Genomic DNA, 20,155 nt, shown 5'->3' with positions numbered 1-20,155 from the left:
ACTGCTAAGGAGAGAGAAGTATGAGTGAATTGCATTTTATGAGTATAGAAGAATTTGATAATAAATTAAAAAAATCTGACAGTGGTATTTATTTCATTAAAGATTATAATGACAATATTATTTATGTAGGCAAGGCTTTTAGTATAAAAAGTAGAGTATTAGCTCATTTTAATAGTTATTCCAATATTGAGGAATATGTACATTTATTTAATAAAGTAGCGTATCTCATTGAAGATAGTTTGTTAAAACGCTCTTTGTTACAAGTTACTTATATGATTAAATATAAACCAGTATTAAACAAAGAAGTCCAAAAAGAATTCCCAGAGTTATATACTCAATACATTAAGCAAACAAATAAAAAATCTATGTTGTTAGAAATTGAGGAAGCTAAAGAAAAAAGGGATGAGTTAAAGAATAGATTGGTAAAATTAGTAGGCGGAAAAACTATGTTTTATGACATAATTTCTCTGTTAAACAATGGATATAACTATCATGTTCTCGCAAAAGTATTGAGCATAGAACTTCAAACTTTAATTATAATAAAAGAACACCGAAATAAATTCCCGATACCACATAATTATAAGAGGACAATAAAACATCAAGATATAATGTATGCTTTATCTGGAAAAAAGAATTTAAGTACTTAAAGGTTAAACACTTAACTTTAAAATAGTAAATTCGTTGCTTTTGTAGCTTTTATTGTTATATTGAAATGCAATGTACATTTGTGTTTCAAATTTAATTGGTGAAATAAGGGGAGGGAAAGGGTTCCTATAAAAAATACTGGAATAAATTAGGTTATTCATGCGTAAATAGCATAATTAGGTACATGTTATTTATAAATATTCAAAGATACGAAAGTAATACAAATGAAATTCTTATTTCTGCTACTACAAGTACTATTGAGCAAATGAAGTATGAAAGTGCTTTTGAACTAGGGGTCACACGGGGACCTGATACATCACATCATCTGCAAATGGTTCGGATCGGTGGAGAGATTACAAAACGCTTAGTTTGAATGGCTGAAAAACAGTTAACAGGTCAATACAGACTACACTAAGAAAATAATCCGTATATATATATGGATTATTTTTCCTTTAATTTACAAAAAAATAAATTTCGAAATTGAAAAAACCTCTCAGATTCCTTTGTAATAAACTTTTTTATTTGTGTTAATGACATAGGTATCAAAAGATAATCAACCCGATATGAACGATGTATGAGCCTTTAAAAGAGTTTTGGTGTTATTTGCAATTTTAATTTCATAATACTTAAGCCGATATAATAAAATGTTTTATGTCTAAATCGATATAAAGGAATAGTTTTTTAGTGATATTTCTTTTTTTATAGAATAAGCAAAACCTGATATTGTAGTAAGAATTGTTTTGAGGTCAATTTACTGTGCATCTTGGTTATTGAAATTTTTTGTTGATTAACAACTATTGTATTTGGAAATTAATAATAAGTTTATCTCGCTATTTGCCGGGCAGTAAGACCCCCACCTCAAAATTCAGCGGAAGCAAAGAAGTTAGGTGGGGGGCGGGCTGCCCGTAAAAGCCCGATTGGTGTGGGCTAATAATCAGTGGGGATGAACAAAACCCCCACTGATTAAAGTTTCACTTTATGTGATGCGGTACTAAAACTATCTAGTTTGCTATTTTTAGTATTTGTAAAGTCTATATATATTTTCCTCTTTTGTGGAAAGTAAACTAATGTTGCGACCAGTAATATAGTGTCATTTTTTTGAAAATCCCATTCGTTTTTTTATTTTTAGTTGATGAAAAGACCTTTCTCTCAATTAAATGTTTAGTTGAGTACTTGAATTTCCTCCACCTTGTACTTTTCAAAGCATAGTGCTTCAAAAATAGCCGTATCGCTTTCATCTGTTTCCAATTTCACAACTTCTTTATTATCTTTTTTTTAAAATTTGGAGCAAAATAGTTTTTCAGTTTCATATTTAAATTAGCAGTATTTATTTTTTTGAATTCAATTTGTATAAGTGATTGAATTGGAACTTTGACTGTTGTTTCTTGCGGTGGTACAGTATCTCCTGTTACTTCGCTTTATTTTAAATCTTTTTCCAGCTTGGTCCTCGCATTGACTACCACTGTATTTTGTAGTACTTCACTATTTTCTCAAGTTCAATAATTATATTTTGTAGAATTAAGAAAAGAACTTAGCTTATTTCCTTTACTTTACTTATCTACTCTGATATTTAGATGCTAACTACAATTAAATAATATATGATTTTTATAAAAAAGATATAGTAATATTTTGTTGTGAATTGTACTAATTTGATATTTTATAGTATTATTTGTCGTGAATTATATCTAACAGAATATATTTTATGGATCTATAAAGGAGAATGTAATGAATACTTCTATCGATATACAACACTTGTGTGATCTTGCACATAAAGCATTTAATGCCCCTGTACATATTTTATCTGCAGACAAAAAAATTTTATATCATTCTACATCTGATAATGTTTGTAGTCCTTTTTATTCTTCAAAAGAAGAACATCTTACTGATATTTATCAAGAAAACGATCCCTTTAACTTGCCACTTTTCCGAAGTAACAACTATCTTGAAAATTTTGTTCTAATTCATATAGAAAATCATGATGATATTAAAGGGACTATCATAATCGGTCCTACTATACATCCAAAAGATTCAGATGATATGATCATAAAATTTCAGAAAGAATTTAAATCAAATGATAACATTCAAGAAAGACTTGCCTATTATCAGTGTTTATCTGAGATTAAAAAAACTACATTAATTGATATGGGAATTTTATTACATTACATGATTTTCAATGAAAAGTTAGATGTAGATATTGTCTTGGAAAAAAATAAAGTACTAGAGGAAATTCCTAATAAAAATGTGAAACCTGATTTATATATTTTAAAACGCCGACAAAACAAACCTAAAACGCACAATATGGCATTAGTAAATGATTTCTTTTCGACTATTAAAGAAGGGAATAAAAAAAAGTTAATACAGTATATGTATGCGGTTTCGCAAGAAGATGTTGAACTTATGCTAATAGAGGATCCGCTCAGGAATCAAAAAAACCTTGGAATTATTGCGATTACCTTAGCCACTCGATATGCAATAGAAGGAAACCTGCCACCAGATATTGCTTTTGCTCATAGTATTTTATATATACAAACCCTGGAACAATTAGATAATGTAGAATCTGTAAAGCGATTGTCAGGGGATGCTTTACGTACTTTTGCAGATCGTGTGAAAGAATACAATGCAAAAAAGTATTCTTACGCGGTTACTACATGTATAAAACATATTAATAAAAATGTTTACGATGGAATATCTCTGAATGAACTTGCTAATCATTTAGAAATTACGCCTACTTATCTGTCTAAACTATTTAAAAAAGAAATGGGAATTACTTTAAGCGAATATATTCAAAGGGAACGAGTGGAAGAAGCAAAGAAATTATTAACACTCACTACTTATTCGTTATCAGATATCTGTGCTTGGCTTAACTTTAATGACCAAAGTTATTTTATAAGAGTTTTCAAAAAAATCACTAGTATGACTCCTAGGCAGTACCGTGAAAAATATACAGTAATATAAGCTTGTTATCTGCTGTCTCCAATGTAAAGACTTAAACATGGGTATAAGTATCCCCAAAAATGAAAATTCACTAACCATTATTTTGCTAAAGAAAACAAAAAGACAGAAGGCTGCAAAGTGTTTCAAGTAAGCTTTGCAGCTTTTTTGTAATTTAAAACCTATGTTTATAACGATGATAAGTTTATAGACTAATATCTTCATATTGTATATTTGTTAATAATGATATTAAAATGTTTTGTAAAAAAACAACAATATAACATATATTACTAAATATATCTACATTTTATGCAATTATACATAACTAAATAAAGGTAAAAAAGTATAAAAAGACCTATTATATTATTCTATAAGTATTTTTTCTAAAATAAAATTTCTTGGTTGAGCTAAAATAGTTATTTTTAACCGTATACACATTAATTTGTAATCATTACAATTACAGAAATGAAATTTACGAATAACTATATTTATATAATTTTTTTCGGGGCATATTTTTATTTAACAGTAAATTATCGAGCGTAATCGACAAAATTTTTCTATTTACGCATTAAAAATTTAATGTTTTAATGAACAACATAACTGGTATGACCAGACAGAAAGGATAAGGTTACGCTAATAGGAATTATAGTGAAGTTGTAAGTAACATTATGTCGTTAATAATTTTATAAATAGTCAATTTATTTACAAGAGGTCAAGAATCAAATTTGTAATAAACGTGTTCTAAGTTTCTGCATAACAAAAGTGAAGTTATTCCGCAATAAAAGTATAAGCGATGTACAGCATAATTCCACCTTTTGTAGTCTAGTAAGGAGTTTGCTGATAAAACTAAGAGTAATATTATTAAATTTAAATTAAACAATGTTATGACAAGATTAACTGTAAGCATTGGTTTATTGATCCTCACGATTCTGTAGGTTAAACCGCAATTCTAGGAAAGAATTAATAATTTACTACTCATAGGGTGCCTGATTCAAATATAGTTAATAAATTTTTGTTATTTATATTTAAAAAAATAGAGTATCGAAATGAGAGATAAATAAAATCCTTACATCCTATTAGAAGTAAAAACTAACGATATTACCCTATCTGAAAGATTTCTCCTTCTTAACTAGTTTACAAAGAGAGAGGTCGTACAAGTTATATGAATTAAGTTATAAAAACAATGGTAAAGGAGTGTACGGAATGAAAACTAAAATAATTACAGGATTATTAGTCACATCCATTGTAACTGGAGGAAATATTCCTATCAATACTCTCGCAACACCAACCGTTCAAGCGGAAACTCAACAGGAAGGCATGGATATTTCCTCTTCATTACGAAAATTAGGTGCGCAATCTAAATTAATCCAAACGTATATTGATCAATCTTTAATGAGTCCTAATGTACAGTTAGAGGAAGTCACAGCTTTAAATACAAATCAATTCCTAATCAAACAAGATATGAAGGAATGGTCATCGGAACTCTATCCACAGTTAATTCTATTAAATTCAAAAAGTAAAGGATTTGTAACAAAATTTAATAGCTATTACCCGACATTAAAATCGTTTGTAGACAATAAAGAAGATAGAGAAGGGTTTTCGGATAGACTTGAAGTACTTCAAGAAATGGCTATGACGAATCAAGAAAATACGCAACGGCAAATCAATGAATTAACAGATCTTAAATTACAGCTTGATAAAAAATTAAAAGATTTTGATACCAATGTGGCAACTGCTCAAGGCATACTAAGTACAGATGGAACAGGAAAAATAGACCAGTTAAAAAATGAAATATTAAATACCAAAAAAGCAATTCAAAATGATTTACAGCAAATTGCATTAATACCAGGGGCTTTAAATGAACAGGGATTTGCTATATTCAAAGAAGTTTATAGTCTTTCAAAAGAAATTATTGAACCAGCTGCTCAAGCAGGGGTGGCAGCGTATAACAAAGGAAAAGAAATTAACAACTCTATTCTAGAAGCTGAGAAAAAAGCAGTGCAAGAAGCAACAGAGCAAGGTAAAACTGCTCTAGAGATTGAATCAGCAAAAAAAGCAGCTCGTGAAGCAATTGAGAAAAGCAAACAAGGTGAAATAGCAGCCGCAGCCGCAGCAAAAACACAAGAGTATGACCTGATGAAGGTCATTGATACCGAAAAGATTAAGAAAACATTTGGCGTTTTTGCTGAAGTAAATAAATTAACAGCAGAGCAGCGAGCATATTTAGATGATTTAGAGAAACAAAATCAAAAAATATATGATTTAACAACGAAATTATCAATAGCTGATTTACAAAAATCAATGCTTCTTCTTACACAAAATGATTTGCATACGTTTGCAAATCAAGTAGATGTAGAACTTGATCTACTAAAGCGCTATAAAGAAGATTTAAATCTAATAAAAAATAGCATTACAAAATTATCTACTAATGTTGATACAACTAACGAGCAGTCTCAAAAAGATACATTAAGACAATTAAAAAATGTAATAAGTTACCTTGAAGAGCAAGTATATAAATTTTGATATTACGTTTTTGGAAATCTATAAAGAGTATAAGCATTTAGCGAAAGAAGGAGAATAGTCATGAAAAAATTTCCATTCAAAGTACTAACTTTAGCTACATTAGCAACTGTTATAACTGCTACTACCGGTAACACTATTCATGCATTTGCACAAGAAACGACCGCTCAAGAACAAAAAGTAGGCAATTATGCATTAGGCCCCGAAGGACTGAAGAAAGCATTGGCTGAAACAGGGTCTCATATTCTAGTAATGGATTTATACGCAAAAACAATGATTAAGCAACCAAATGTAAATTTATCTAATATCGATTTAGGCTCAGAGGGGGGAGAGTTGCTCAAAAATATTCACCTTAATCAAGAGCTGTCACGAATCAATGCGAATTACTGGTTAGATACAGCGAAGCCACAGATTCAAAAAACTGCTCGTAATATTGTAAATTACGATGAACAATTTCAAAATTATTACGACACATTAGTAGAAACTGTACAAAAGAAAGATAAGGCAGGTCTAAAAGAGGGTATAAATGATTTAATTACTACAATCAATACAAATTCAAAAGAAGTTACAGATGTGATTAAGATGCTACAAGACTTCAAAGGGAAACTATATCAAAATTCTACAGATTTTAAAAATAATGTTGGTGGTCCAGATGGGAAAGGTGGATTAACTGCAATATTAGCAGGTCAACAGGCAACGATTCCACAACTTCAAGCTGAAATTGAGCAACTTCGTTCTACTCAGAAAAAACATTTTGATGATGTATTAGCATGGTCAATTGGTGGTGGATTGGGAGCAGCTATTTTAGTTATTGCAGCTATTGGAGGAGCGGTAGTTATTGTTGTAACGGGCGGTACAGCAACACCGGCTGTTGTTGGTGGACTTTCAGCTCTTGGTGCAGCTGGTATCGGTCTAGGAACTGCGGCTGGTGTCACAGCATCTAAGCATATGGACTCCTATAATGAAATTTCTAATAAAATCGGAGAATTAAGTATGAAAGCAGATCGTGCTAATCAAGCAGTTCTTTCGCTTACTAACGCGAAAGAAACATTGGCATATTTATATCAGACTGTAGATCAAGCGATATTGTCTCTAACAAATATTCAAAAGCAATGGAATACAATGGGCGCAAATTATACAGATTTACTGGATAATATCGATTCTATGCAAGACCACAAATTCTCTTTAATACCAGATGATTTAAAAGCCGCTAAAGAAAGTTGGAATGATATTCATAAAGATGCAGAATTTATTTCAAAAGATATTGCTTTTAAACAGGAGTAGAACTGAAATATAAAACCTAAATTGGAGGAAAATGAAATGATAAAAAAAATCCCTTATAAATTACTAGCTGTATCGACGCTATTAACTATTACAACCGCTAATGTAGTTTCACCAGTAACAACTTTTGCAAGTGAAATTGAACAAACGAATAATGGAGATACGGCTCTTTCTGCAAATGAAGCGAGAATGAAAGAGACCTTGCAAAAGGCTGGATTATTTGCAAAATCTATGAATGCCTATTCTTATATGTTAATTAAGAATCCTGATGTGAATTTTGAGGGAATTACCATTAATGGATATGTAGATTTACCTGGTAGAATCGTACAAGATCAAAAGAATGCAAGGTCACATGCTGTTACTTGGGATACGAAAGTAAAAAAACAGCTTTTAGATACATTGAATGGTATTGTTGAATACGATACAACATTTGACAATTATTATGAAACAATGGTAGAAGCGATTAATACAGGGGATGGAGAAACTTTAAAAGAAGGGATTACAGATTTGCGAGGTGAAATTCAACAAAATCAAAAGTATGCACAACAACTAATAGAAGAATTAACTAAATTAAGAGACTCTATTGGACATGATGTTAGAGCTTTTGGAAGTAATAAAGAGCTCTTGCAGTCAATTTTAAAAAATCAAGGTGCAGATGTTGATGCCGATCAAAAGCGTCTAGAAGAAGTATTAGGATCAGTAAACTATTATAAACAATTAGAATCTGATGGGTTTAATGTAATGAAGGGTGCTATTTTGGGTCTACCAATAATTGGTGGTATTATAGTGGGAGTAGCAAGGGATAATTTAGGTAAGTTAGAGCCTTTATTAGCAGAATTACGTCAGACCGTGGATTATAAAGTAACCTTAAATCGTGTAGTTGGAGTTGCTTACAGTAATATTAATGAAATGCACAAGGCGCTTGATGATGCCATTAACGCTCTTACTTATATGTCCACGCAGTGGCATGATTTAGATTCTCAATATTCGGGCGTTCTAGGGCATATTGAGAATGCAGCTCAAAAAGCCGATCAAAATAAATTTAAATTCTTAAAACCTAATTTAAATGCAGCGAAAGACAGTTGGAAAACATTACGAACAGATGCTGTTACATTAAAAGAAGGAATAAAGGAATTAAAAGTGGAAACTGTTACTCCACAAAAATAGGGAAATATTAATTCTGTTGTAAAGTGAACTAAAACATGGAAAGTCTATGATTACACTGTTAAACAGAAAAGTAATAATTAATAAATCCTTATATAACAGAAAGGCGGAGTCTCATTAAAGACTTCGCCTTTCAATTATATATAAGTATGATTCGAATAAAAAATAACCTTGTAGTTTAATTGCTTTTTTAAAATTTGCAACAGAATCGGTTAATTTGAAGTAGATTATATACATTTTCTTTAATACTTAATGATTTGAAGGCTGCTAAAGAAAGTTCAAACGATACTGATAAAAGATGTAGAACTCATTTTGAAAGACATCGCTTTTTAATAAGATTAGAACTTGAAACCATACCTTATATAGGAGGAATACGAAATGATGAAAAAAATCCCTAATAAACTACTCGCTATATCAGCGTTTTTAACTATAACAACTACTTATGCAGTCATACCACTAGAAACTTTTGCAATTGAAATTGAACAAACGAACATTGAAAATATATCTCTTTCAGCAAATGAAGAACAGATGAAAAAAGCTTTGCAAGATGCTGGTTTATTTGCAAAAGCTATGAATGAATATTCTTATTTGCTAATTAATAATCCAGATGTGAGTTTTGAAGGAATAACTATTAATGGAAATGCAGATTTACCTAGTAAAATTGTACAAGATCAAAAGAATGCAAGAGCACATGCTGTTACATGGAATACACAAGTAAAAAAACAACTTTTTGATACATTGACAGGCATTATAGAATACGATACAAAATTTGAAAATCATTATGAAACATTAGTAGAGGCGATCAATACTGGAAATGGAGATACTTTAAAAAAAGGGATTAAAGATCTACAGGGAGGAATTCAACAAAATCAAAAGTCTGCAAAAGCATTAATAGAAGAATTAATTCAATTAAAAAATGCTATTGGAGAAGATGTTAGAACATTTGGAAGTCATAAAGAGACATTGCAATCGATTTTAAAAAACCAAGGTGCTGATGTGGAGGCGGACCAAAAGCGTCTAGAGGACCTTTTAGGACAAGTAAAATATGAGAAAGACATAGAATCTAAGGGGTTAGACATGGTGAAAATCCCCTTTATTCCAACCTTGATTGCTGGTGGCATAATGATAGGTGATGCAAGAGGTAAGTTAGGTTGGCTAGAACCTGAATTAGCAAAATTGCGTCAGACTGTAGATTATAAAATAACATTGAATCGTGTAGTTGGAGTTGCATTTCATAATATTAGTGATATGCATAGTATGCTTGATAGTGCTATCACTGCTCTTACTTATATGTCTACGCAATGGGAGGATTTAGATTCTCAATATTCGGGTGTACTGGGACATATTGATAAAGCTGATCAAAAAGCTGATCAAAATAAATATAAATTCTTAACCCCTAGCTTGAATGCAGCGAAAAACAGTTGGAAAACATTAAAAACAGATGTTGTCACTTTGCAAGAAGGGATAAAAATTGCAGAGAAAAAAGAACAGGATTTTTTGAATCAGCTTCGTCCATCAAACGTTTTCTACTTTTATAAAAAAATTCATAACGCATACACTTTTGAAATAAAGACTGGAACAAATGCGCCAAATGCGTCTTATAAAGTTATGAATTTAACGAAAAACACTGTTCATAATATGTGGAGTGGAGGGGCTAATACTAACATGTGGGCTGATTGGCTTTCATTCAATCCAAATGATGAATTTGCGGTAGTAGCAGTAGTGGATGGTAAAGAATATGTTGTGTATAAAGACAAAGTACAAAATATAATGAACTGAATCTGAAAGTAACGAAGTAATTGGAGCTGGAGAATAAACTAGACACCAAGTTAATCGAAAAATCTCCTTATATCCTAGAATATTTTGCTCAAGAAAAAGAATTTGTTCAGCGAAAAAGTAAATATTGAACCAAGGAGTTAGTTGTATTATGTGTATGGTTTTACCGAAAGGTTTCAAGTACATTACCCATACAATTATGTAGTTATCCTGAAGCATCTACAGATGTTCTTATCGACCTTGAAGAATTACTTAGCTTCCTAAGTGGAGTGATTTTATGCAAAATTAAGTGAACGTTTTTGTACATAGATTAGTTGACATTCATATAGATTTTTTCCATTTTCAAAGATAGTTTTGTTTTTTATGTTATTTTTCAAAAATTACTGCTGAAATTTCTATATTCATGACTCAGGATATAATCATTGTTTGATGAAATGACATACCACGTCCCTTAGAGTTTCATACGTATTACGATAACTTAAAGAAAAAAGATAATAGTAGTCAACGGTTACTATTATCTTTTTTGAACTATTTTTCATTAAAATATCTCATCTGCTGTGCTCCTTATTTACTTTTCCAGATTTTATCCTAGTTTAAAATTTATGCATTTGAACTGTTTATACAATTTGTAGGATTTTTAGCTTTTTTGTCGAATACACTTAATGCAAGGAGGGACATTACATGATTATTAAAGATTATTTCATCAACCTTTCTATTTTTTCTTTATTAGTTAGCGCAGCAATATTTATTCAAGTGTTTACAATTAATTCTAGTCGATATTTCGAAAAGCTCTATGGAGGGATTATTGCAGTTACGTTAATGTTCTTTTCTTTTCCATACATGGGATTTTCCTACGATCTTCGAGTTGTTCCTCTTATTCTATCTTTTATTTACTTTGGTCGTATTGCTGGTTGGATTACGTTAATTAGCATAATTGTAATGCGTATCTTTTACACTGGAGGGTATTGGGAACCTCCTGTGATTGCTTATTTAGGTATGGGGATTCTATTTTCTACTTTTAAAACTTATTTTAAAAAACTACATCCTTTTAAAAGTGCATCGCTAGATTTTTCTGTTTTTATTGGAATAAAGTGGTTAGTTGGCGTATTATTTAATACTACATTACTTTACACAGGAGGCTTATTATATATAGCGTTAGGACTTTTAATTGGGCTATTTCTTATGGAAGCCTACCAGAGATTGTATTATTTAACACAGGACTTATCTAAAATGAATCAAGAATTAAAAAAATCGAAGCAAGGACTTGCAGATACCGTACATGAGCTTCAAGGAGGAATTTTTAAATTTAAAAAAGTGGATAAGCACTTTATACACACTTTATGTGATGGACAGTTTTATTATCAAAACGGATTTTATTCTGAACAGGTGGTAGGAAAAAGCTTACGTACTATTGATGCTTCTATTGTTCCTCCACATTTAGTTCCACAATTGATGAAGTACTATCTTCAGGCATGGGAAGGAAAAGAAATTATATTTGAATTACCTTGGCCAAATGATAAAACTATTATTCTTATTGCGCTTAGGCCGATTAAACGAAATGGACAAGTTATTGAAGTTGTTGGTTCTACAGTTGATATAACCGAAAGGAAAAAGGTAGAATCAGAATTAAGCGCTACCAAAGAATTATTGGAATCATTTATAAAGCACAATCTAGATGCTATTACCATTTCTGATCGAGAAGGGCATATTTTACAAGCCAATAAAGCTTATGAAAAGATATTTGGGTGGTCATCACAAGAAATCAGAGGTAAGAGATTACCTTGTGTACCAGATTTTTTAATGGAAGAATCGCTAGAAAATATTCAGAAAATTCTAACGGGTGAATCTGTAGTTACTAGATTAGAAACTGTTAGACAAAGGAGCGATGGGAGTCTTCTTGATGTTAGTCTGACAGTTTCTCCTATACTAGATGTAAGGGGAAATGTGATAGCTTTATCAGCAATATGTAGAGACATCTCTGAAAGAAAACAAGCAGAAAGAGAACGACATCGATTACACCAGCAATTAAGAGATAGTGAAATGAAGTACCGTGCACTAATTGAACAAGCAACTGATGCGGTATATGTAGTAGAGCTAAATGAAGATAATGCTCCAAGTCGATTTATTGAGGTAAACCCTGTTGGGTGTAGAAGATTTGGATATAGTAGAGAAGAGTTGCTCTCATTATCATTTTCAAATATAGTACCACAAGATTCTCAAATGATCGTAAGGCTATTAGAAAAAATTAAAAAGGGAGAAACTTCCTTCACTTTGCAAGATGAATATGTTTTTCCAACAGGAAAAGTAATAACAACTGAGTTTAGTGTTCGTGTTTTTAACTTAAATGGTAAAAAGGTTTTCCTAAGTATTTCTCGTGATATCACTGAACGGCTAAAAACAGAAGAATTATTACGAAAATCTGAAAAACTTGCTGTTGTAGGACAATTAGCGACTGTAATGGCTCATGAGATTAATAATCCATTAACTGCAATGAAAGGGTTCATGCAATTACTAAAATCAACGGAAAATGAGAATAATCAGGGTTATATTAATATAATATCATCAGAGATTGAGCGTATAGAGAGCATTACAACTGAATTTATGGCGGTAGCCAAACCACAGGTGGTAAAAATGCAACCTAATAATATGAGTGTGCTAATGGATCAAGTTTTAATGCTACTACAACCTCAAGCAATGATGAATAATATAAAATTTAGAATCGATCTTAACCCTGGTATTCCATTGATTTCATGTGAAGGAAATCAATTAAAACAAGTATTTGTTAATATATTAAAAAATGCAATTGAATCTATGCCGATGGGAGGGGAAATTCTGATTCAAATAAATATACTTGATAATAATCAAGTAAGCATTCGTTTTATCGATCAAGGGTGTGGGATTCCAAAAGAACGTATACCATACCTCGGAGAACCTTTTTATAGTATTAAAGAAGAGGGGATTGGCTTAGGATTAATGATCTGTTATAAAATCATTGAAACACATCAGGGAAAGATATTTATTAAGAGTGAAATGAATAAGGGGACTACAGTTGAAGTCACTCTCCCTATTTGTACACTTCAAAATTAATATATTCTTTTACTGAAATTTTTAAGAAACCATACAGAATATAATGCTAATGTTACTTAATGAAATAATAAAGAGAAGAACACTGGTAAAATTGTACCCTATAGAATAGACACTTGAAAAAGCCTGTTATAAAAACATCCTTTCTTTAGAACCAAAAGAAAGGATGTTTTTAATATTGTAATTTTTCTTGGAGACATTTCAAATTTTTACTTGTAATACATTTTTTAACTAATTTTGGTTAAGTTAGTTAAAAAGGCATTATTTTTAAGGAGCATATTGACATATAAATATCCCTCATTTTTAAAATAGAAATTTCTAAAAACTATATATAGGTTCTTTTTGAAAGGAAGGGTATTATCAATTGAAACCACATGAAAAAGTACCTGTTCACTCTATAAAATCTTTGCAGGAATTAATGCAATTACTAAAAAAATCTAAAGATTTTATAACGTTGGAGATCGCTTCAAACAAATCCTCTATAGTCATTTCATATTTTAGAACCTTAATCGATGTAAATATATTTCATGAAGAGGTTTTAACTTATATAAAAGAGAAGAGCTTCGATTCATTACAAGATATTCGGTCTGTCTTACCCTTTGAAAATTCAAAAATAACAAATCAAATGGAAGATGTTCAGGATAGTATTTTAAACGGCTATATACTTATTCAGTTCGATACAGATAAATTAAATGGCTTGTTAATCAATGTGGCAAAGAAAGAAAAAAGAGATATTACAAAAGCTGAAATTGAATACAATATCGTGGGTCCACAAATCGCGTTTGTTGAAGATTTAGATGTAAACTTAAATTTAGTACGTAGAAAGCTTCCAACACCTTATTTACAAATGAAGGAATCGAAAGTAGGCTCTCTATCTAACACAACCGTCGCGATTGTATATATTGAGGGAATTGTAAATGATCAAAATCTACAAGAAATTATAAAAAGGGTGAGTCTAATAAAAACAGACCACGTTTTGGATAGCACGTATTTGATGCAGTTAATTGCAGACAACCCGAATTCTATATTTCCTCAATTTTTGAATACAGAACGACCAGACCGTGTAGCAGCTGTATTGGCAGAAGGGAAAATTGCACTTTTTGTAGATGGCTCACCTTATGCAATCACTCTTCCAACAACATTAATTGACTTTTTTTCTACGACAGAAGATTACACCATGCCTTGGATTATTGCCTCTTTTTTTCGTCTATTAAGGCTTTTTGCTTTTATGTTTTCTGTCTTAACGACTCCATTATATGTTGCAATCTTAACATATCATTACGAGCTTATTCCAAAAGAACTTCTTGAAACGTTAATCATATCGAGAAGTAAAGTACCTTTTCCTCCATTAATTGAAGCGCTTTTTTTAGAAATAACGATTGAATTACTGAGAGAAGCGGGGGCACGTCTACCAACTAAAGTGGGTCTAACTGTCGGTATAGTAGGTGGTATTGTAATTGGACAGGCATCTGTAGAGGCAAGTCTTACAAGTAATGTACTTATTATTATTGTTGCACTTTCAGCTCTTAGCTCATTTACAGCACCAATATATCGAATTGGTAATACAATTCGAGTAATTCGTTTTCCTTTTATAATATCTGCACACCTGTTGGGTTTATTAGGAATTGTTTTAACAAGTTCTTTGCTTTTAGCACGTTTATTACGTACAGAATCATTAAGACGTCCTTATTTGTTTCCTTTTTATCCTACACGCCCTACAGATTGGAAAGACAGCATTATCCGTTTGCCGATCTCAGCGATGTTTCGACGTCCTATTTTTTCAAGATCTAAACAGCGTTTTCGTTTTAATCCAGAAGAGGTAGAGAAAAATAAAATCAAATCACGAAATGATTTTGATGATTGAAATTAACAGGGAGGAGCATTATGAAACAGATCCCAATTGAGTATCAAGTCTCTCCATATATGGTGTTTTTTTTAATTATTACTATACAGATGGGGGTTGGTATGCTTGGTTTTGAAAGGATTAGTGCAAAATTAGTTGGAAATGATGCGTGGATTAGCACGCTGCTTTTTGGAATATCTGTTAATCTTATGATTTGGATTATATATCAGATTTTAAATCAGGGTAATGGAGATATCATTGCAATCAATCAAGACGTACTTGGAAAATGGATTGGTGGATTGTTCAACTTCATTTTTTTATCTTATATTGTATTGTTAGGTGCAACAACACTACATACTTATATAGAAGTAGTACATGTTTGGATGTTTCCTTCCATTTCATCTTGGATTATAGCAGGGGCTTTTTTGGGTCTATGTTATTACATTGTGACTGGAGGATTTCGTGTAGTTGCCGGAATCGGCTTCTTTGGAATCGTTATCCCAAGCATTCTAATCTTCACATTTTTTTATCCTTTGCAGTATGCAGATTTCCAAAATTTATTTCCAATTGCACAGCATTCATTCCTAGAAATTATGAAAGGAATGAAAGGAAATATGTTTAGTTTTTTTGGATTTGAAATGTTATTGTTATACTACCCATTTATTAAAAAGGCAAGAACGTCTCAAAAATATGCGCACTATGCAAATTTAGTAACGACTATTGTCTACACATACCTTATGATTTTAACTCTTGCGTTTTTTAGTGAAAAACAACTAGCGAGCGCGATATGGGCATATTTAAGTATGATTAAAATTATACAATTTCCCTTTATAGAGCGGTTTGAATACATTATTGTTTCTGTTTGGGCTTTTTTTATATTACCCAATGTTTCCTTTACATTATGGGGAGTAAGTCGTGGTATAAAAGAGGCACTGGGAATAAAGCAAAAATATGTTTTGCCAGTTATCATCCTGTTCATCTTTGTTTTATCATTTTTCTTGAATAACCGTAATAAAATTAACTTATTAAATACTTGGACAGGTCAAATTGGCTTTGTATATATATATGTATACCTACCTATATTATGGCTAATTCAAACCGCCAAAATAAAGTTAAGGAGATAAACATGAAGCGATGGATACTTTTCCTTATAGTAAGTGTCTTCTTAATAGGTTGTGCTAAAACGAAAATTGTGGATGACATTGACTTAGTTCAAGTTGCGGCATATGATACCGAAGCAAAAGGTAAGCTAAAAGGAACCTTTGCGATTTCAGCTTATAAAGGAGGCGGGGAAGGTGAAACGAAAATCTATTCAGCATCAGGCCAGACTGGTAGAGAAGTTCTTGCAAGAGCATCCGAAAAATCTTCTGGACCTCTAGAGTTGGGGCAATTGCGTGTTATTATATTTAATCAAAAAATAATTGATAAAGGAATGCAGGAAATTTTAGAGACTTTGAACCGAAATCCTAGTGTAGGAAATGCAATTTATTTAGCAATTACAAATGTAAAAGGGGAATCACTATTAAAGGGGAACTATTCTGAAGAAAAAGAAATTGCTTCCTATCTATCCTCTTTACTGGAGCAAAATATGGATAATGGAACGCAGCCAAAAACAAATTTTTTTATGTTTTTAAACCAACTTAATGATGATGCGAGAGATTCATATTTACCGATAATATCTAAAAAAGGTAATGTGTTGGAGTTAGATGGAATAGCACTTTTTAAAAGATGTAAAATGGTTGATAAAGTAAACCCTAAAGATTTATTTGTATTTAAATTGTTGACAGATAATTTTAAACAAGGTACATACCAATTCAAACTACCTGGTTCCTCAAATACTTACGCCACGATAGAGAATATAAAAGCTAGAACAAAATATAAGATGGAGGGGAATAGTAAGCATCCATTCGTAAATGCTCATATTCAAGTTAAAGCTGAAATTCAAGAATTTACAAAAACAAAAAATCTAGATAATCCTAAAGAAATAAAAAAATTAGAAAAAATTATGGAAAAAGAAATAGAAAAAAAAGCAACTACATTGATAAAGAGATTTATTAAAAAAGACACAGATCCTATAGGACTTAGAAAGCTTGGTAGAACTCACGTAAGAAAATGGAACAGTCAAGAATGGGAAGAATCCTATAAACATTTACGTTTTCGTGTAACAGCTGATGTAAAAGTAACCCAATCTGGTGTTACAGAATAAATCAAATAAGATATGGAAAATTTTAATAAAAAAATATAGTCTCGCAGGAGATTAGGGAGAAGAGCAACGATTAACAAAGAATTTCATAAACATTAAGATGCTTTGTTAATCGTTTTTATACCTGTAGCTTTATCACTTATAGTAATCATAATTATAATAAAAGAACACCGAAACAAATTCCCGATACCACATAATTATAAGAGGACAATAAAGCATCAAGATATAATGTATGCTTTGTCTGAAAAAAAGAATTTAAGTACTTCAAGGTTAAACACTTAACTTTAAAATAGTAAATTCGTTGCTTGTAGCACTTCAACTAGACTGTGCCCCCGAAAGTTAGAAAGGTCGGTTTATTAAGTAGCCTCTAGGGAATGAGCCTAGTACAATACTGGATTCATTTCCTTTTATTTTTCCTTGATTCTTTCATGATTATAGTATTTTATATACTTTGCTAATTCTTGTTTAAATTCTGTTATACTTTCAAATTCTTTCGATACAGAAATAGACATACAAAAACGCCATTCTTTCTTATAAATCTACAGAAAGAATGGCGTATTCTTCAAAAGTGAGTTCCTTTATTGAAAAGTTTTAGTTCTATATGACAGATAAAAGGGCAAGCAACGCTAAAATAGCGAGAAATCCTTGTTTCATGATAATTGATTTATTGGATGTGAAACCTCCGGAAATAGCTGCTACCACTACACAAATGATGAAAAATAATTGAATCATATAACCAATGGGATTGTTTCCAAGTATAAGTCCCCGAATGAGGCCAGCTGCTAAGAATTCATTATATAAACCGTTTGCAAATTAATTGTCTAAGTATTTCTAAGTTTAAAGAGTACAGTGTCTTCGTTTTTTATTGAATCAACTTTTACATGTTGGTTCAATATTTTCTATTCTCTTGGAACTTAGTTCTCGTTTACTTCTCACAAAAGCAATAAAATCTATTATCTCTTCTGTTGACAGTGCTTCTCCATCTATTAAAAGTGTTGGATCTGGATCGTTTAGGAGTCTTGTAATATCAATTACATCTTTGTTTTGATGTGAATGTTCAATTCGACCTAATATATAATCTACAGATGTATCAAATAAATCGGCTATTTTTGATAAAGATTGTAATGAAGGTAATCTATAACCATTTTCATACCCGGCATAGGTGCTTTTTGCAATCCCAAGTCGATCTGCTGTCTCTTGTAAGGACCATTTTTGATTTTTTCTTAATTTAGATAAACGTTCCAGCATTCGTCTCATACCCCATCTAATTTTATTAAATTAATTATAACATAGAAAAAGAATCAAGAATAGAAAAAAAGTACGCGTATTGAATACAAAATCTTGATTAATTCAAATTAAGTTCTATAATGATAAATATAAATACGCATTACGCGAACGATATATCGTTGTTTATTTTATGGAGGGGTTGTGTATGAAGAAAATTTTATTACTTGCAACTGGTGGGACAATTGCATCTGTGGAGGGGAATGAGGGGCTTGTTCCAGGATTGTCCGCTGAGGAATTATTGAATTATTTTTCGAAGTCTTCTCGAAACTTAGAAATAGATTGCAAAATCTTAATGAATATTGATAGTACCAATATGCAACCTGAGCACTGGAAAGAAATAGCTAATGCTGTTTTTAATCACTATGATGACTATGACGGGTTTGTGATTACACATGGAACGGATACGTTAGCTTATACATCTTCTGCGTTATCTTATATGCTGCAAGGTTTAGGAAAACCAGTTGTTTTAACAGGTTCACAAGTACCTATTAGTTTTAAAAAGACAGACGCAAAGAAAAATGTAGCTGATGCTCTTAGGTTTGCCTGTGAGGATGTTGGCGGTGTGTTTATTGTTTTTGATAGTAGGGTGATTATTGGGACGAGAGCAGTTAAAATGCGAACAAAAAGTTATGATGCATTTGAAAGTGTGAATTATCCATATGTTGCTGAGGTAAATGAAGATGAAGTGAAATATCATTGGAAGCCAACTTCCTCACATAGTGAACTTTCAATAAATACTAATTTATGTACGGATGTTTTTCTTATGAAATTGTATCCAGGTACAAAGCCTGAGGTATTTGATTGTTTAAAAGATTTGTATAAAGGGATTATTATTGAAAGTTTTGGAAACGGTGGATTACCTTTTGAAGGAAGGAACTTGCTTTCGAAAATTCAAGAGTTGACTGAAATGGGGATTGCTGTAGTGATTACTACTCAATGCCTGGAAGAAGGAGAAGACATACTTCTCTATGAAGTAGGACGGAAAGTGGCGCAACATCAAGTAATATTGTCTGGAGATATGAATACGGAAGCCATCATAGCAAAATTGATGTGGGCGCTTGGGAAAACTAATAAATTAGAAGAGATTAAAAAAATTATTGAAGAGCCTTTAGCCTACGATTTAACAATAAAATCTGATAAGGATTGGTAATGACTTCATATGATTTATTTAGGTTTTACATTTAATATGGGGGAGAAATTAAAATGGCAATGACAAACAAGAACGTGCGAGTGGAGAATGATTTTTTGGGAGGAAAGGAATTACCTATTGAGGCATATTACGGAATTCAGACTTTACGCGCTGTTGAAAATTTCCCAATTACAGGGTATAAAATTCATGAAAGTTTAATTAGAGCGTTCGCAATTGTAAAAAAAGCAGCAGCGCTTGCGAATACAGATGTAGGAAGATTGGAATTGAACAA

The 20,155-nt window shown here is 31.4% G+C and carries 13 protein-coding genes and 5 pseudogenes; 14 read left to right on the top strand and 4 right to left on the bottom strand.

Going from position 1 to position 20,155, the window contains the following annotated elements; genetic code table 11:
• Positions 1-20: 20 nt before the first annotated feature.
• Together ACS2QP_RS22625 and ACS2QP_RS22620 are read left to right on the top strand one after the other, a co-directional pair.
• Entirely contained in the window at positions 21-647 is a 627-nt protein-coding gene (locus tag ACS2QP_RS22625; protein ID WP_438882874.1) for a nucleotide excision repair endonuclease, read from the top strand.
• A gap of 182 nt (positions 648-829) precedes the next feature.
• Positions 830-1,018 carry a small, acid-soluble spore protein, alpha/beta type gene (locus ACS2QP_RS22620; RefSeq protein WP_000897408.1) on the top strand — a complete coding sequence of 63 codons (189 nt, stop codon included), beginning with the start codon at positions 830-832 and terminating at the stop codon, positions 1,016-1,018.
• A 788-nt stretch (positions 1,019-1,806) separates the two neighbouring features.
• Here ACS2QP_RS22620 and ACS2QP_RS22615 read toward each other — a convergent pair.
• Positions 1,807-1,936 (bottom strand): annotated as a pseudogene (locus tag ACS2QP_RS22615) (peptidase).
• A 434-nt stretch (positions 1,937-2,370) separates the two neighbouring features.
• On the opposite strand from ACS2QP_RS22615, the gene ACS2QP_RS22610 reads away from it, so the two are divergent.
• The 10 genes and pseudogenes from ACS2QP_RS22610 (at position 2,371) to ACS2QP_RS22565 (ending at position 17,450) form a co-directional block, all read left to right on the top strand.
• Positions 2,371-3,600, top strand: coding sequence for a helix-turn-helix domain-containing protein (locus ACS2QP_RS22610; RefSeq protein WP_001097903.1), 1,230 nt, complete (start codon positions 2,371-2,373; stop codon positions 3,598-3,600).
• A gap of 1,179 nt (positions 3,601-4,779) precedes the next feature.
• A complete protein-coding gene (gene hblC / locus ACS2QP_RS22605; protein WP_074619122.1) occupies positions 4,780-6,099 on the top strand; it encodes a hemolytic enterotoxin HBL lytic component L2 in 1,320 nt (439 codons plus the stop codon).
• 60 nt (positions 6,100-6,159) lie between these two features.
• A complete protein-coding gene (hblD, locus tag ACS2QP_RS22600; protein ID WP_000714435.1) occupies positions 6,160-7,380 on the top strand; it encodes a hemolytic enterotoxin HBL lytic component L1 in 1,221 nt (406 codons plus the stop codon).
• A gap of 36 nt (positions 7,381-7,416) precedes the next feature.
• A complete protein-coding gene (gene hblA / locus ACS2QP_RS22595; RefSeq protein WP_000591975.1) occupies positions 7,417-8,544 on the top strand; it encodes a hemolysin BL binding component B in 1,128 nt (375 codons plus the stop codon).
• Between the two features lie 375 nt (positions 8,545-8,919).
• Complete coding sequence (hblB, locus tag ACS2QP_RS22590; RefSeq protein ID WP_438882873.1) at positions 8,920-10,320, top strand: hemolysin BL regulatory component HblB; 1,401 nt, start codon at positions 8,920-8,922, stop codon at positions 10,318-10,320.
• 20 nt (positions 10,321-10,340) lie between these two features.
• Positions 10,341-10,568: pseudogene (locus ACS2QP_RS22585) on the top strand (hypothetical protein); the annotation flags it as partial.
• Between the two features lie 430 nt (positions 10,569-10,998).
• The gene (locus tag ACS2QP_RS22580; RefSeq protein ID WP_438882872.1) at positions 10,999-13,404 is read left to right on the top strand and encodes a PAS domain S-box protein; all 2,406 of its coding nucleotides are present in this window, start codon (positions 10,999-11,001) and stop codon (positions 13,402-13,404) included.
• A gap of 361 nt (positions 13,405-13,765) precedes the next feature.
• A complete protein-coding gene (locus ACS2QP_RS22575; RefSeq protein ID WP_438882871.1) occupies positions 13,766-15,265 on the top strand; it encodes a spore germination protein in 1,500 nt (499 codons plus the stop codon).
• A 20-nt stretch (positions 15,266-15,285) separates the two neighbouring features.
• Complete coding sequence (locus ACS2QP_RS22570; protein WP_000809697.1) at positions 15,286-16,368, top strand: GerAB/ArcD/ProY family transporter; 1,083 nt, start codon at positions 15,286-15,288, stop codon at positions 16,366-16,368.
• Positions 16,369-16,370: 2 nt separating this feature from the next.
• The gene (locus tag ACS2QP_RS22565; RefSeq protein WP_326263596.1) at positions 16,371-17,450 is read left to right on the top strand and encodes a Ger(x)C family spore germination protein; all 1,080 of its coding nucleotides are present in this window, start codon (positions 16,371-16,373) and stop codon (positions 17,448-17,450) included.
• A gap of 404 nt (positions 17,451-17,854) precedes the next feature.
• On the opposite strand, the pseudogene ACS2QP_RS22560 reads toward ACS2QP_RS22565, so the two are convergent.
• The 3 genes and pseudogenes from ACS2QP_RS22560 to ansR form a co-directional block, all read right to left on the bottom strand.
• A pseudogene (locus ACS2QP_RS22560) lies at positions 17,855-17,941 on the bottom strand (IS3 family transposase); the annotation flags it as partial.
• 103 nt (positions 17,942-18,044) lie between these two features.
• A pseudogene (locus ACS2QP_RS22555) lies at positions 18,045-18,260 on the bottom strand (DUF1304 domain-containing protein); the annotation flags it as partial.
• 57 nt (positions 18,261-18,317) lie between these two features.
• Positions 18,318-18,695, bottom strand: a complete 378-nt coding sequence (gene ansR / locus ACS2QP_RS22550; protein ID WP_000893569.1) for an HTH-type transcriptional regulator AnsR — start codon at positions 18,693-18,695, stop codon at positions 18,318-18,320.
• 184 nt (positions 18,696-18,879) lie between these two features.
• Between ansR and ansA the strand changes: the two genes are divergently transcribed.
• Positions 18,880-19,884: an asparaginase gene (ansA, locus tag ACS2QP_RS22545; protein WP_063536773.1), complete on the top strand. Its 1,005-nt coding sequence runs from the start codon at positions 18,880-18,882 to the stop codon at positions 19,882-19,884.
• A gap of 53 nt (positions 19,885-19,937) precedes the next feature.
• Positions 19,938-20,155: pseudogene (locus ACS2QP_RS22540) on the top strand (lyase family protein); the annotation flags it as partial.

Source organism: Bacillus cereus group sp. Bce019, assembly GCF_051781745.1.
Lineage (GTDB): Bacteria > Bacillota > Bacilli > Bacillales > Bacillaceae_G > Bacillus_A > Bacillus_A cereus.
Note: the sequence above shows the minus strand (reverse complement) of the source record. Positions and strands in the feature narration are given on the sequence as shown.

Excerpts from the sequence above, each read along its gene's own strand:
- hblA (WP_000591975.1), top strand. The coding sequence starts at position 7,417 with ATGATAAAAAAAATCCCTTATAAATTACTAGCTGTATCGACGCTATTA.
- hblD (WP_000714435.1), top strand. The coding sequence starts at position 6,160 with ATGAAAAAATTTCCATTCAAAGTACTAACTTTAGCTACATTAGCAACT.
- ACS2QP_RS22565 (WP_326263596.1), top strand. The coding sequence starts at position 16,371 with ATGAAGCGATGGATACTTTTCCTTATAGTAAGTGTCTTCTTAATAGGT.
- hblB (WP_438882873.1), top strand. The coding sequence starts at position 8,920 with ATGATGAAAAAAATCCCTAATAAACTACTCGCTATATCAGCGTTTTTA.
- ACS2QP_RS22570 (WP_000809697.1), top strand. The coding sequence starts at position 15,286 with ATGAAACAGATCCCAATTGAGTATCAAGTCTCTCCATATATGGTGTTT.
- ansA (WP_063536773.1), top strand. The coding sequence starts at position 18,880 with ATGAAGAAAATTTTATTACTTGCAACTGGTGGGACAATTGCATCTGTG.
- ACS2QP_RS22620 (WP_000897408.1), top strand. The coding sequence starts at position 830 with ATGTTATTTATAAATATTCAAAGATACGAAAGTAATACAAATGAAATT.
- ACS2QP_RS22625 (WP_438882874.1), top strand. The coding sequence starts at position 21 with ATGAGTGAATTGCATTTTATGAGTATAGAAGAATTTGATAATAAATTA.
- hblC (WP_074619122.1), top strand. The coding sequence starts at position 4,780 with ATGAAAACTAAAATAATTACAGGATTATTAGTCACATCCATTGTAACT.
- ansR (WP_000893569.1), bottom strand. The coding sequence starts at position 18,695 with ATGCTGGAACGTTTATCTAAATTAAGAAAAAATCAAAAATGGTCCTTA.
- ACS2QP_RS22580 (WP_438882872.1), top strand. The coding sequence starts at position 10,999 with ATGATTATTAAAGATTATTTCATCAACCTTTCTATTTTTTCTTTATTA.
- ACS2QP_RS22610 (WP_001097903.1), top strand. The coding sequence starts at position 2,371 with ATGAATACTTCTATCGATATACAACACTTGTGTGATCTTGCACATAAA.